Genomic DNA, 14,413 nt, shown 5'->3' with positions numbered 1-14,413 from the left:
GAATAACTGAGCTGCCAGGAAGCCCTCCTCACATCTCCAGCATCAACCGCGTCGGGTTCTCGATGCAGTCCTTGATGCGGATCAGGAAGGTCACGGCCTCCTTGCCGTCCACCAGGCGGTGGTCGTAGCTCAGGGCGAGATACATCATCGGGCGGATCACCACCTGGCCGTTCACGGCCATGGGGCGCTGCTGGATAGAGTGCATGCCCAGGATGCCGCTCTGCGGCGGGTTAAGGATCGGGGTGCTGAGCAGCGAGCCATAGGTGCCGCCGTTCGAGATCGTGAAGACGCCGCCTTGCAGGTCCTCGATGGTGATCTTCCCTTCCTTGCCCTTCTTGGCGTAGTCGATGATGTCCTGCTCAATCTGCGCGAAGCTCTTCTTGTCGGCATCGCGCACCACCGGGACGATCAGGCCCTTCTCGGTGCCGATCGCCACGCCGATGTCGTAGAAGTGGTTCTCGACGATATCCTGACCTTCGATCATCGCGTTGACCTGCGGCACGTCCTTGAGCGCCTGCACCACGGCCTTGATGAAGAAGGACATGAAGCCGAGCTTCACGCCGTGCTTCTTGAGGAAGTCCTCTTGCACCGCCTTGCGCAGGTCCATGACTGCAGTCATGTCCGCTTCGTTGAAGGTGGTGAGGATCGCCGCGGTCTGCTGGGCATTGACCAAGTGCGTCGCGATCTTGCGGCGCAGCATGCTCATCTTCTTGCGGGTCACGCGACCATCGGCAGAAGCCGCGGGAGCGGCTGGTGCTGCCGAAGGAGCCGGGGCGGCCGGCAATTCAAAGGTGCGGGGCTTGGGAGCCTCCGCAGCAGGTGCAGGAGCGGCAGCCGGGGCCGCTGCTGGAGCAGGTGCAGAAGCCGGGGCGGCGGGAGCCGGGGCCACGTTCTCCGGCGACGAGGCCGAGTTGCCGACGGCGATCTTGGCGATCAGCGTGCCGATTCCAACTTCGGAGCCTTCCGCGACGAGGATCTTGAGCAAGCCGGAAGCTTCGGCTTCGAGCTCGCTGGAGACCTTATCGGTCTCAAGCGTCACGAGCACATCGCCCTTGGTCACCGCGGAACCGTCACTCTTGTGCCAGCGCGCGACGTTGGCGGAGGTGATCGATTCACCGGCAGCCGGGACCTTCACGTCCACCACTTGGGCACTAGCAGCCGGGAGCGGCGGCGGAGATGCTGCGGCAGGGGCCGAAGGCGCAGGCGCACCGGCCGGAACCGGAGCCGCGACGGAAGCCGACGAGAGAGCACCATTGGCCGTGCCACCTTCCAAGGTCGCAATCACGGTGCCGATGGCCACTTCCTCCCCTTCCGCGACGACGATCTTGAGCACACCGTCGGCCGCGGCTTCGAGTTCGCTGGAGACCTTGTCGGTTTCCAAGGTCACGAGCACCTCGCCCTTCTTCACGGCATCGCCGCTTTGCTTGTGCCAACGGGCCACGTTGGCGGAGGTGATGGATTCGCCGGCGGCGGGAACTTTGACTTCGAGAGACATTTGAGGGCGGAGCAGTGTGGAAGAAACTTCGGCAAGTGAACTAGGCGTCGTGCAAGATGGCAATCGTATCGCCCGCGGAAACGAATTTTCCCTCGGGAGCAAGAATCTCAAGTTCCCCCGGGTCTGCCGCTTCAATCTCCCAGACGGCTTGCTCCGACTCCATGGTCACCAGAGTATCGCCAACGGCGATTTTCTGCCGGGGAGTCGCGTGCCAGCGGGTAATCTGAAACCGCTCCCCGAATACGGGACCTGCTGCAGATGGAACTTGGATCGATATGGCCACGAGCGACGCTGGTGAAAAAGTTGTGAGAGGGGGCGGATGTGACATTATGCCCCACCCGCCATCTCTCCTCACCGCCTTCAGACCGTGAAGGCGGCTTCGACTAGTGCTTTCTGTTCGGCGTAGCTTCTGGCCTTGGAGCCCGCGGCGGGGCTTGAGGCGCGGCCACGGCCGGCGTAGCGGACCTTGGTGCCGACGACCTCTTCAAGACGCGGGAAGATGTAGGACCAAGCGCCCATGTTCAGCGGCTCTTCCTGGCACCAGACGAACTTGGAAGCGGAGCCATACTGGCTGGCCAGCGCGCCCACGAGTTCCTTGTGGAAGGGATAGAGCTGCTCGACACGCAGGATCGCGGTGTTGGTGATACCCTTCTCCTGACGGTAGGCGGCCAGATCGTAATAGACCTTACCAGTGCAGAAGACGATACGCTCGACCTTCTTCGGATCGTCGTGGTGCAGCGGATCCGGCAGCACTTCCTGGAAGCAGGAACCTTCGAGGAAATCGGCCTCCGTGGAGACGGCTTCCGGGCGGGTCAGCAGACTCTTGGGCGTCATCAGCACCAGCGGCTTGCGGAAGGACCGCATCTTCTGGCGACGCAGGGCGTGGAAATATTGGGCCGGCGTGGTGAAGTTGCCGACGATCATGTTCTTGTCCGCGCAGAGCTGCAGGAAGCGCTCAAGACGGGCACTGGAGTGCTCCGGGCCCATGCCTTCGTAGCCGTGCGGCAACAGCAGCACGAGGTCCGTCGGCGTCTGCCACTTCGACTCCGCGGAGGAGATGAACTGGTCGATGATGACCTGCGCGCCATTCGAGAAGTCACCGAACTGGGCTTCCCACATGGTCAGCATATTCGGCGCACCGATCGAGTAGCCGTAGTCGAAGCCGAGCACAGCGAACTCCGAGAGGAAGGAGTTATACACGCAGAACTTCGCCTGTGTCGGGCTCACGTGCTCCAGCGGGATGTAGCGGGCACGGGACTCGGAATCGTAGAACACCGCGTGGCGCTGGGAGAAGGTGCCGCGGCGGCAATCCTGGCCGGAGAGGCGGACTTGGTGGCCTTCAGTAAGCAAGGCACCCCATGCGAGGGATTCGGCGAAGGCCCAGTCGATCGGGCCGCCATTCTGCAGCGCCTCCTGGCGGCGCGGGATGAAGCGCTTGGCCAAGGTCGGGTGGAGATTGAAGCCATCCGGAACCGTGGTCAGCACCTTGCCGACGTGTTGGATGATGTCACGCGAGATGCCGGTCGGCACCGGGGCGTGGTTGTAGGGCTCCTGCTCGACGGCGGTGGAGCCGCTGAAGACGCTGCGGTCACCAGTGGCCTGCATCTCCACCATCTTGGCATGGCCCGCCTCGAAGCGGTCCCAAATGTCCTTCTCGATCTTGTCGGCTCCCTCTTGGGTGAGGACGCCCTGCTCCACGAGCTGCTTCTTGTAGATCTGGCCGATCGTCTGGCGGTCCTGGATCAGCTTGTAGATGTGCGGCTGGGTAAACGCGGCCTGGTCGGTCTCGTTGTGACCCTGGCGGCGGTAGCAATACATGTCGATGATCACGTCGCGGCCGAACTTCTGGCGGAATTCGAGGGCGAACTGGGCGGCCCAGTAGAGCTCCATCGGCTCCTCGCCGTTCACGTGCAGGATCGGGGCCTCGATCATCTTGGCCACGTCCGTCGCATAGGCGGAGGAGCGCGCGTCAGCCGGCATCGTGGTGAAGCCGATCTGGTTGTTGATGATCAGGTGAATCGTGCCGCCGGTGCGGTAGCCCGGGAGCTGGGAAAGGTTGAGCAGCTCGGCGACCGAGCCTTGGCCTGCAAAGGCGGCGTCCCCGTGGAGGAGGATCGGCAGCACGCGCTTGCGATCGGTGGCAGCGCCATCATCCCCCAGGATACGCTGGCGGGCGCGGGCCTTGCCCTCGACCACCGAGTTCACGGCTTCGAGGTGGCTCGGGTTGGCGGCCAGACTGACGCGGACCTTGCCGTCCGGCAGTTCGCGCACGCTCTCGTAGCCGAGGTGGTATTTCACGTCGCCGTCGCCAGCGACGAGGTCGGGCATGTAGTTCGGCGTGAACTCGTACAGAATGGTAGTCAGCGACTTACGAACAAAGTTCGCCAGCACATTGAGGCGACCGCGGTGGGCCATGCCCATTTCGATCTCCAAGACCCCTGCGGCAGGGCATTTTTCGAGAATGGCATTCAGGACGACCATGGCGCCTTCGCCGCCTTCCATCGAGAAGCGCTTCTCGCCGAGGAACTTCTTGCCGAGGAAATTCTCGAAGCTGTCCGCCTCGATCAACCAGCCGAGGGCGCGGACCTTGCGGTCGGCGGGATCGGCAGAGCGCAGGGCGTGGGCCTCGATCTGCTCGCGGACCCAGTGGCGGACCACGGTATTATTAATATGCGTGAATTCGAAGCCGATGAAGCCGGAGTAGGTGGCCTCCAAGGCCTGCAGCATGTCGCTGAGCTTCATCTTCGCGCCGTCGCGGAACAGCGGATTGGAAGCCTCCTTGTCCATGTCCTGCTGGGTGAAGCCGAACTGGGAGGGTGCCAGACGCGGGTTGCGCTCCGGGCCGCTCAGGGGATTGATGTGGGCCTGGGTATGGCCGAGAGCGCGGAAATTGTACACCAAGCCGACCACCCGGCCGTAGAAAGCCAGTTGGCCCTCGCTCGGGGTCGCTTCCAAAACTGGAGCGGCAGCGGGAGCCGGGACGGCGGCGCCGTTCGCAGCTGGCGCTGCCGCGGCTTCGCCGCGGGGCCGGAGCTGGGCGACTCCCAGTTCAAAACCTTCAAAAAAGGCCGACCACGTGGGGTCGACCGAGCGCGAATCCGCGCACCACAGCGCGTATTGTTCCTCCAGCAAGTCCGCATTGAAGCGGGCGGAAACCGACGATTTCATGGGCGGTGATTACGGGTGCCGAGCGGGAGATTGCGGAAATTCCCGCTTGGCCCCTCGCGCGTAGCGCTTAGGTAAGAGGCCGCCCCGGAACCGTCAACGCACAAGGCCGGTTTTTCCGGTAATTCCAGTAATCGCCGTCTTTCCTGCCATTCATTCGCACCCGCCATCCATGATCGAAGTCCGGCAACTTACCAAGAGCTTCGCCCGCCACACGGCGGTCAAAGGCATCGATTTCAGCGTCCAGAAGGGCGAAATCGTCGGCTTCCTCGGGCCGAACGGCGCCGGGAAGACCACGACCATGCGGATGCTGACCGGCTACCTGCCAGCCAGCTCCGGCAGCGCCAGCATCGCCGGGCACGACGTCTTCCGGGCCTCGCTGGAAGCCCGCAAGTGCATCGGCTACATGCCGGAAAACGTTCCACTCTACGATGACATGCGGGTTCGCGAGTTCCTGCGTTACCGGGCCTCCCTCAAGGGGCTTTGCGGCAGCGAGGCCAAGCGCCGGGTGAATGAGGTGATCGAGACCTGCGGCCTGGAGGCCGTGCGCCGGAAAATGATCCGGGTGCTCTCCAAAGGCTACCGCCAGCGCGTCGGCTTGGCTGACGCCTTGGTCCACGAACCGCAGCTCCTGATCCTGGACGAGCCGACCAACGGCCTCGACCCGAACCAGATCCGCCAGATCCGCGAGCTGATCAAGCGGCTGTCCGAGAATCACACGATCCTGCTCTCCACCCACATCCTGCACGAGGTCGAGATGACCTGCGGCCGGGTGATCATCATCGATGGCGGGGTCATCAAGGCCCAGGACACGCCCCAGAACCTCGTCGCCGGGATGCGTGCCGCCGGCCGGATCCACGCCGAGATTTCCGGAGACCCGGCGGTGATCGCCCCTGCCCTGCAGCGCCTCGACCACGTCAAGCGCGTGACCAACGAGGCCAAGGGGGAGGACTGGTCCCACTACGAGATCCTCGTCGACTCCGGCAGTGATGCCCGTGAGCGCATCCACGAGCTAGTGTCCCAGTATGGCTGGCCCCTGCGCAGCCTGCACCGCAAGGACGCGACGCTGGAAGATGTCTTCGTGGAGCTGACGCGGAGAGATTAAGAGTTCGAAATCACGGGGGCGGTCATCCCGAGAAGGCCGCCCGTGACCTCGCGCCTTCCTCCTTTTACGGCGCCTGCGTGACCTCTACCCGGAAGTAGCGGCTCGCGCCCTCTTCCGGGAAGGCGACGGAAATCACCTCGATCTCGCCGTCATCGGCGATCACCACGGGTTCGCTCTCCGCGTCCAGCCAGGTCGAGAGATCATTGCTGAAGACCGGACGAACGATCAGACCGACGCCCGCTCCGCCCTTGCGCTGGCAGAACATCGCGCGCCGGACTCCGACGGTGTCAATCTCCGGGACTCCGCGGGCGGCGAAAAGCTCGCCCTGGATCTTCAACCTCTGGGGACTGGGGACCTGCGGATCGGTGCCGAAGGCGTATTCGCAGAGGTTCAGCACGCCGTCGCCATCGCGATCCGCATCCGGACCGCTGATCGTGAGGTCAGCCAGTTCCGCTGCACTGAAGTTGAGTTCGCGCCACTGGGCAAAGGTCATCACTCCGCCGCCCGTGTGCGGCGGTGGATCTTCCTCGCCCGGCGAACCGCCGAGATCAGAACTCGCCCGCCAGCCGGCGGCGGAATTCCACAGCGCGGCATCGCCGGCCGGTTGGGCCGCCACCAGTGAGTAGCCACCGCCATTGGCCGTCGGGAACCAGGTGACGTCATAGACGAAGTCGATCAGGGTCTCCCCTTCCGCGCTCTTCAGGCGGATCCGTTCGCCGGTATTGTCCAGGCTGCCCTCAAAGGTACCCGCGATGTTGAGGCCACTGCCATAGCGGAGCGAGAAGGCCGCCGGGTTGTGGACCAGCAGGATGCTTTCGCCGGGGTGCAGGATCCGCTCGCCGAAGGTGAAGTCGATACCGCTGGTGAACTTCGCACCGCTCAGGTTGATGCCGTGGTCGCCGTGATTGTGGAGTTCGATGAACTCAAACTGCTCGTTATCGGTGAAGCCTTCCGCGATCTCATCTGGGGTCGGCTGAGACGGATTGTACATCAGCTCGGTCACGCGGAGCGGCGGCAAGCTGCCGGAGACGAAGTTCCGCTCGTTGAGCGCGCTCCAGGTGCTGCCATTGAGCACGCGTGCCTTCACCGCCAAGGTGTAGCCGATGCCCACCGGAGAACCGTAGACCAGCGCTCCCGGGTTCAGTGCGCCACCGGAGAGGCGTGGGTCAGAACCGTCCAGGGTGTAGTAGATGACCCCGGTCGGGTTGGGATTGCTCATCGCCAGGGTGAAGCCCTCGGGAACGGCACCTCCCTCCTGGCTGAAGGCCGGCGGGTCGATATTGGGATAGAAGCCTTGGGCCCGCATGGCAGCGCGGAGGATATTGGCGTTACTGGAAGTGCCGGTGCCATCGACGGTGCCCTTCAGCATCAGGTTGCGAACGCGTGTCACCTCCGCCTGCCACTCCACGTCGCGGCGGGCCGGCGGCTCCTGGATGGCATCGCCCCAGCGTGCCGACTCGGCGATGATCGCGTTGCGCAGATGGTTGTTGAGGATATCCCAACGCGCGACCGCTTGCTCCGGACTGAGGGCCCCGCCCTGCGAGAGGTGTTTGTGGACGCGGTCCGCCACCGTCATCAGGAAATCGGGATTTACACGCGCCGAGTTCCAGATGCGGGTCGCGGGAGCGCTGGTGTCGATCGAGGTGGCACGGAAAAGCGGATGCACCCAAGCCGTTAGATTCGAGCCGTTGCCGGTGCCCCAAGAGGTCTCACCGTCCCAGTTGTAGAAATAGAAGGGCCCAGCCGGATTGTTGCGGTTGCCGCCCCACCAGTTGTTCACCGGCCAGTCGTCCATCCCAATGTAGAAGGAGCAGAGCAGGTAATCCACGAAGTTCGGGATATCCACGTAATCCTTCAGCTCCGAATAGTTCTCCGGGATGGCCATGTTCTTGGCCGTGAGTTCGCCGATCGTGTAGTAGAAGCGGGTGGAATCACCGTCGTGCGTGCCACCGTGGTTCACGCTGAAATAGTCTTCCTTGGAACCGCCGAATTCACTCGCGGAGAAGCTCGCATCCGGACGCTCCACCGGGTTGTAGAGACCCCAGTAGATGCCGTTGATGAAGAGGTGCACGAAGCGTCCCGGCTCGGCAGGTCCACCCATCGCGACACGGGTGGTGCGATACCATTCATCCTCGGTGTAAGTGCTGCGGGTCGGGTTCCAAGTGCGGGCGAAGCTGTGATTGTTACCCGCGCGCAGGATGATCTTGTCCACGGAGGTGTTCCCCGCCTCCGGGAACAGCGGCGAGCCCTTGAAGAGCATCGACTCGAACTTCGACTCACCGTAGGCGCTGGAGAAGGACAGGCGCAGCGAACGCTTCAAGCGGTCATGGCTATGGCCTTCCACGCTGCAGTCCGCCTGCACGTTCTCGGTCGGATCCTGTGGATTGATGTACTCGATCGAGGCGGGCTTCTTCAGGTCGTCGTTGCGGTAGAAGCCGCCGCCGCCGGCGGAATTCCACATGTCCGATTGCTTCACCACCAGGGACATGGTGGGGATCTCGGTCATTCCCTTGATCAGATCCGCGGTGTAGGCGGGATCGTTCACGATCTCCGGGTCCATCTCGTAGTCATGCGTCCGCGAGCCGACGCCCACCGGAACCACCGGCTGCGGCCAGCCCGGGATGGAAGCCGGCTGGTGAATGATATCGGCGATCTTCAGGTAGGTCCGGGTCTCCGGCTTGCCGGTACTATAACCGCTGCGGAAGCCCGCCGCGCGGATCACCGTGGTCGTGCTGATCGGGATCGGGGCGGTGTAGATGGTGCCGGTGGTCGCCGTGGGAGCGGAGCCATCGGTGGTGTAGCGGATGGTCGCCTCCTCCATCTCATTCGAGAGGGTGAGATTGAAGGGCTCAGTGAAGTAGCCGCGCTCGATATCGAAGGTGGTCTCCGGAACGATGCCCAAGGTGCTGTTGTCATTCACCGCACCGGGCGTGGCGATGGTGTAGTACTGGTAGTAGGGCTGCACCTCGCCGCCTGCGATCAGTTCCGGAGCGAGCAGGAACTTCACGTCATTGAGGGACGAGTTGAGGCCTTGGATCGCCAGCACGTTCGGTTGCCCGGCGACGAGCAAACTCAGGTAGGCACTGATATCGATCGTCTCGGCAATCAGACCGGTCTCGGTCGTGCGGGTCGCGGTTGCCACGGAATCCCAAGCCACCACCGCGGGAGCATTCCGGCGGGCCACTTCCACGCCATTGAGATAGGCTACGAAGCCGTCGTCATACTTGATCCGCAGCAGCAGCGAATCGAAGGAGTTCACCGATTCCGGGACAAAGGGGATGCGCAGCAGGGCGCTGGTGCCGAGCCCCTTCATGCTGCCGACGATGTTCGTCTTGTAGACGTCGTCGTAGGGGTTGGTGGGCGTGTAGTTGCCGAGAGCGTAGACCACGCTCGCATCGAACAAGGCCACACCTGCCGGGGTAAGCGGGGGAATGCCATCGTCACCCAGGAAAGTCTCGATCCGCACCGCGGGAGCCACGGTATTGCTACGCAGCATCTGACCTTGGTCGACAACCAGAATCGCAGGCTCGCCGGTCGTTGCGGTCGCGAGCACTTTCGCACCCGGCGCGATGTTGCTGATGGAGGCGACATTGAAGGTGCCCGGATTCTGGCGAACCGTCAGTGGCCCGGCTGGAAGACCGGCACCCAGCACGTGGGAGGCACCCAGCGTGGTCATCGTGATATCCGTCTGCAAGTTCACCGCGCCGCCTGCGCTGCTGAGCAGGAAGTCATCGGTCAGGCCGCGCTCCCAGTTGATCACAGGCACCGCCACATCGCGCAGCTTGGTATTCACCGCGCTGGAACTGACGGATGAGGAAACGATCACCAGATTCATCCCGGCGGCATTCGCAGCCACCACCGCGTTGTCATCAACCACTGTGACGCGGTGCCCCATCACATTCCTCAGCCGGTCGATCACCGTCTGGTCACCGGCCGGAGCCGTGCCGTTGGACGCCAAGTTGCCGACGAAAAGAATCTTCGCGCCGCCGAAGGCAATCGGCGTGTCATCGAAGCCGATGCCACTGCGGCATGACGACCACCCCGCCGCCGGAGTGAACCCGGTTTGGATCCAATCGGCGGGAGGGGCGGCCGGGGGGATCATGAATTGGGCCTCCGAGCCGGTTCCCGCCAAAGTCGTGGGCGGGCCCGGGATCGGGGTAATGCCATAGGAAATATTCGTGAGCTGCTCCGGGAAGACCGGCGCATACTGCCAGGAGACGGTCACCCCGTCCGGCTTGATCAAGCCCAGATACTCGCCGCCGGCACTCAACTTGAAGTTGGTGTGCAGGGGCGCGGCCGGATTGCGGCGGTTCTTGTCCGAGGCGAAGACCACCAGGAAGCCCTTCGAGGGCAGGGTCACCGCGGGGAACTTCCACTTCTTGAGGTTGTTCGCGTCGTCAGTGAGGTACCAGCCGTCCAGATTGACAGCAAAGGGCGTGGGGTTGTGGACCTCCAGCCAGTCTTCACGGGAGCCGTTCTCATCCGCCAAGCCATTGCCATTCGAGGCAAGGAACTCGCTGATGACGATGCTCGACGAATAGACGCCGACGGCGTGGACGGGGGCAAGAAGGAGCGCCAGCAGTACGCAGACGATCCGAAAACAGGGGAGATGAACTCTCATGCGCGGGGGAACGTAGAGATTGGGGGGATGGTTCCGCCGGCGTGGGAAGAGGGGTGCGCCGTGCGGGACAGACCGAGAGAACCCGATTCCCCCCTTGATTTACAATGTCAAAGCCCGGAGAGGGCCACGAGTTGGGGTTTCCCCTACAAGAAACTAAGACCCGGAGGAGCCTTGGGCGCGCTGGAACCCGGAATTTCGTGAAATTTGCAACTCGGGATGGAGGCATCCAGTTAGCATTTCCCTGCGCGCCCCGACCCGCCGACCGATTCCGATCCTCCGCTCTGCCCCCCCGTTTGGTGGCTTGCCACCTCCCCGTGGGGAGTGATTGGATGATACCCCGAATGAATGGCTCCGTCTGGTTCCTCCTGCCTCTCCTTACGTCCGTCGCCCATGCCGCGCCGGAGACCTACCCCTGCCAAAATGGCCTGGTCCGGAGCCTTGTGGCACGGGAGCCGATGTTCATGAACCCGGTGGCCGTGGCGGTGGATACCGACGGCACGATCTACGTGACGGAGACCACCCGCCGGAAGCAGGCGGACCTCGACATCCGGGAGATCATGGCCTGGGTCCCGGAGGACCTTTCCCACACCAGCGTCGAGGACAAGCGCGACTTCTTCCACCGCTCGATCGACAACGAGCTCTTCCGCAAGCACCCCTCGCTGAAGGACCACGACAAGAACGGCCAGATCGACTGGCATGACCTGACGGTCCACAGCGAGAAGATCCACCGTCTGGTCGATACCGATGGCGACGGGGTGGCAGACAAGGCGACGGTCTTCGCGGAGGGCTTCAACACTGAGGTCACCGGCATCGCCGCCGGGGTGCTGGCCCGCCATGGCGATGTCTATGCCACGATCATCCCCGATGTGTGGAAGCTCCGGGATACGAATGGCGACGGAGTGGCGGACGAGCGCAAGGCGATCGCCAGCGGCTTCGGCGTCCACATCAACTACGCCGGCCACGACATGCACGGCCTGATCTTCGGGCCGGATGGGAAGCTCTACTGGACCATCGGCGACAAGGGGACCAATGTGGTCAACGGCGGCAAGCGTTGGTTCTATCCCCACGAGGGTGCCCTGCTGCGCTGCAACCCCGACGGCAGCGACTTCGAGGTCTTCGCCCGCGGCCTGCGCAACGTCCAGCAGATCGCCTTCGACGATTACGGGAACATCTTCGGGGTGGACAATGACTCCGACCAGAAGGGCGAGAAGGAACGCTTGGTCTACATCGTGGAGGGTTCGGACACGGGCTGGCGCTGCTACTACCAGTATCGTGGCGGGAAGTACAACCCGTGGATGGATGAGCGGATCGCCTTCCCCGATGGCGAGGACCGGCCGGCTGCGATCCTGCCGCCGCTCTCGCTCTACCTCGATGGTCCGAGCGGCTTCGCCCACAATCCCGGCACTGCGCTGAACGAGCGCTACCGCGATCACTTCTTCCTGACCCAGTTCCCTGCCGGGAAGATCAATTCCTTCAAGCTGGAGCCGGATGGCGCGGCCTACAAGATGGCCGACGACCATCTGATGGCAAGCGGCACCCCCTTTGTGGGCTGCAACTTCGGGCCGGACGGCGCACTGTATGTGGCCGATTGGCAGGGCGGCTATCCCCTCAAGGAAAAGGGCGCGCTCTGGAAGATCGATGACCCGGCGGCGGCAGGCAGCGCTGTGCGCAAGGAGGTAGCCGCAATGCTCAAGGAAGGCGCGGGCAAAGCCAAGGACGAGGAGCTGCTGGAGCGGCTGGGCCACGTCGACCAGCGGGTGCGGCTGGACGCCCAGTGGGAACTCGCCCGGCGGACCAAGTGGCAGGCCCTGATCAAGGAGGCGGGAACCGCCAAGGTGCCCCAGATCGCAAGGATCCATGCGCTATGGGGTCTCTCGCAAGGGAAGCAATTCGATGCCTCTCTGTTCTCGGCGCTGATCAAGGAGCCGGATCCCGAGCTGCGGGCTCAAGCGGCAAAGTGGGCGGGTGAGTGCCAGGCGACCCCATCCGCGCTTGGCCCCTTGCTGGGTGATCTTTCGCCACGGGTCCGCTTCCAGGCGGCGATCGCCATCGGGAAGGCTGGCATGCGGAATCAGGCCGACGCGATCCTCGCCATGCTGTCTGAGAATGCCGGCAAGGATGCCTATCTCACGCACGCAGGAAGCCGCGCCTTGAGCCATTTCATCGATGAAGCGCTCGCGACCAAGATCACCAGGCACCCCTCAACAGCGGTCCGGCTCGCCGGTGTCGTAGCCTTGAGGAATTCGATCGAGGACTCGCTTCGCAAGATCCCCGCGGAGAAGAGCGGCGGTGGAGAATCCAAGTCCTTCGACGCTCACAAGGCGCTCGCCCTCTTCCTCTCCGATGCCGAGCCCGCCGTGGTGGCGGAGGCGGCAAGGTCCATCTATGAAACCGCCCAAGGAGAGCAAGGAGTGGCCCCGCTCGCGCCGCTGCTTGAGGCGAAGCCCGAGCCACGAGTTTCCGCGCTCCGCCGCTCGATCAGCGCGAACCGCCGAATCGGCGACGAAGCCGCGCTGCTGCGTCTCGCCACCTATGCTGCCGATGCCAAGCGTCCAACACCCCTGCGCACTGCCGCACTGGAGGCGCTGGCCAGCGTGAGATCGTCCGAACTGCTCGATTCCGTGGACGGCCACTTCAGCCCGACGCCTGCAGTGGATCTGGCCCCGGCGCTGGCCGCGAAGCTGGCGGGAATGATCACACCACTCGGACGCGACGCCGCGGTGGCCAAGGCCGCGAGCGCCGCGCTGGACGCACTCGGAGTGGAGCAGGACTTGGCGACGCTGGCCAAGCAGGCAGCAGATCCGCAATTGGATCCCGGTGCGAGAATCCGCGCCCTGTGGCATCTCAAGAATTCGCGGGCCCCGCAATGGGCGGACCTCGCGGAGGCCTTGCTGCGGCAAGAATCCCCTGCCCTCCGCTCGGCGGCAGCAGACGCTCTTTCCGACGAGCGGCCCAAGCTGATCCTCGACTACGTCCGCCAGACCGGCCTCAAGTCTCCGGACACGACCGAGCGTCAGATCGCAGTGCGCCTTTTGCTGTTCCTGCCTGACTCCAAAGCCGTGCTTGATGGCCTCGTCGGCGACCTCGGGACCGGCAAGCTTGATCCCGCCATCCAGCTTGAGGTGATCGAATGCGCCTCCAACCTGCAGCTCGACAGCATCCACGAGGCGGAAGCCGCCCTCGCCGTGAAGGGCGGACTGGCGAAGTGGTCCTATGCCCTGGCCGGTGGCAACGCCGACGCTGGCAAGAAAGTCTTCGAAACCAATCTGGCGGCAAACTGCACCGCCTGCCATCGCGTCGGTGAGGAAGGCTCAAACGTCGGGCCGCCGCTTTCAGAGATCGGCAAGAAGGAGCGCAGCTATTTGCTGCAGTCTCTGCTCGATCCGCAGGCCGTGATCGCCCCGGGCTTCGGGATGATGACCTTGACCAAGAAGGATGGCAGCGCAGTGGCTGGCACCCTTGCCGAGGAGAAGGATGGTGTCATGACCTTGCAACTGCCAGACGGCAGCAAGACCAGCGTGCCTGCCGCGGAGATCGCCACCAAGACCCCGCCGGTCAGCCCGATGCCGCCCATGGGTGAGATCCTGAAGCCGCAGGAGCTACGCGATCTTTTAGAATACCTCGCGAGCTTGAAGTGAGGCTGCTGGGGACCGTTCCCCGAGCGAAGTCCGGGGAACGCGATCACGTAATGGTGGATGGTGCGGGATCGGGGCAGAGTGTGCGAGTAAGTCCGGCCGCACCCTCCCCGCGGCCGGGCTTACCACCTCCCGAAAATGGAGCCGTCCGCCCTCCCGGCGGACGGCGCACCCCACCCCCCTTTCCCTGATTCACCCAATAATCCATCCGGCCGCACCCACGGCCGGATCACCGCAAGCGTGATCGGCGAGGGCTCCGATGAATGGTCCATCCCCGTCCAAGCCGACACGCTGCGGCCCCTCACCTGCTCTGTTTTTCAAAGAGGTGAGTTGAGTGGCTCTTGCCCAGGCGGAGAATGTGGTGAAGGAGGACTAGCCTGGAACTTGGTTCC

At 63.7% G+C, this 14,413-nt stretch carries 5 protein-coding genes; 2 read left to right on the top strand and 3 right to left on the bottom strand.

Going from position 1 to position 14,413, the window contains the following annotated elements; translation table 11 throughout:
• Positions 1-28: 28 nt before the first annotated feature.
• A complete protein-coding gene (sucB, locus tag BV071_RS28120) occupies positions 29-1,495 on the bottom strand; it encodes a dihydrolipoyllysine-residue succinyltransferase (RefSeq protein ID WP_035614524.1) in 1,467 nt (488 codons plus the stop codon).
• Between the two features lie 360 nt (positions 1,496-1,855).
• Positions 1,856-4,663, bottom strand: coding sequence for a 2-oxoglutarate dehydrogenase E1 component (locus BV071_RS28110; RefSeq protein WP_035614519.1), 2,808 nt, complete (start codon positions 4,661-4,663; stop codon positions 1,856-1,858).
• Between the two features lie 169 nt (positions 4,664-4,832).
• On the opposite strand from BV071_RS28110, the gene BV071_RS28105 reads away from it, so the two are divergent.
• Entirely contained in the window at positions 4,833-5,765 is a 933-nt protein-coding gene (locus BV071_RS28105) for an ATP-binding cassette domain-containing protein (protein WP_035614517.1), read from the top strand.
• A gap of 64 nt (positions 5,766-5,829) precedes the next feature.
• Here BV071_RS28105 and BV071_RS33860 read toward each other — a convergent pair whose 3' ends face one another.
• A complete protein-coding gene (locus BV071_RS33860) occupies positions 5,830-10,386 on the bottom strand; it encodes a lamin tail domain-containing protein (protein WP_052573979.1) in 4,557 nt (1,518 codons plus the stop codon).
• 341 nt (positions 10,387-10,727) lie between these two features.
• On the opposite strand from BV071_RS33860, the gene BV071_RS28095 reads away from it, so the two are divergent.
• Complete coding sequence (locus BV071_RS28095; protein WP_035614515.1) at positions 10,728-14,024, top strand: PVC-type heme-binding CxxCH protein; 3,297 nt, start codon at positions 10,728-10,730, stop codon at positions 14,022-14,024.
• Positions 14,025-14,413 lie beyond the last annotated feature (389 nt).

This window comes from Haloferula sp. BvORR071 (genome assembly GCF_000739615.1).
Taxonomy (GTDB): Bacteria; Verrucomicrobiota; Verrucomicrobiia; order Verrucomicrobiales; family Akkermansiaceae; genus Haloferula.
The sequence above is the reverse complement of the archived record's forward strand: the minus strand, read 5'-3'. Positions and strand labels throughout refer to the sequence as shown.

Excerpts from the sequence above, each read along its gene's own strand:
- BV071_RS28095 (WP_035614515.1), top strand. The coding sequence starts at position 10,728 with ATGAATGGCTCCGTCTGGTTCCTCCTGCCTCTCCTTACGTCCGTCGCC.
- BV071_RS33860 (WP_052573979.1), bottom strand. The coding sequence starts at position 10,386 with ATGAGAGTTCATCTCCCCTGTTTTCGGATCGTCTGCGTACTGCTGGCG.
- sucB (WP_035614524.1), bottom strand. The coding sequence starts at position 1,495 with ATGTCTCTCGAAGTCAAAGTTCCCGCCGCCGGCGAATCCATCACCTCC.
- BV071_RS28110 (WP_035614519.1), bottom strand. The coding sequence starts at position 4,663 with ATGAAATCGTCGGTTTCCGCCCGCTTCAATGCGGACTTGCTGGAGGAA.
- BV071_RS28105 (WP_035614517.1), top strand. The coding sequence starts at position 4,833 with ATGATCGAAGTCCGGCAACTTACCAAGAGCTTCGCCCGCCACACGGCG.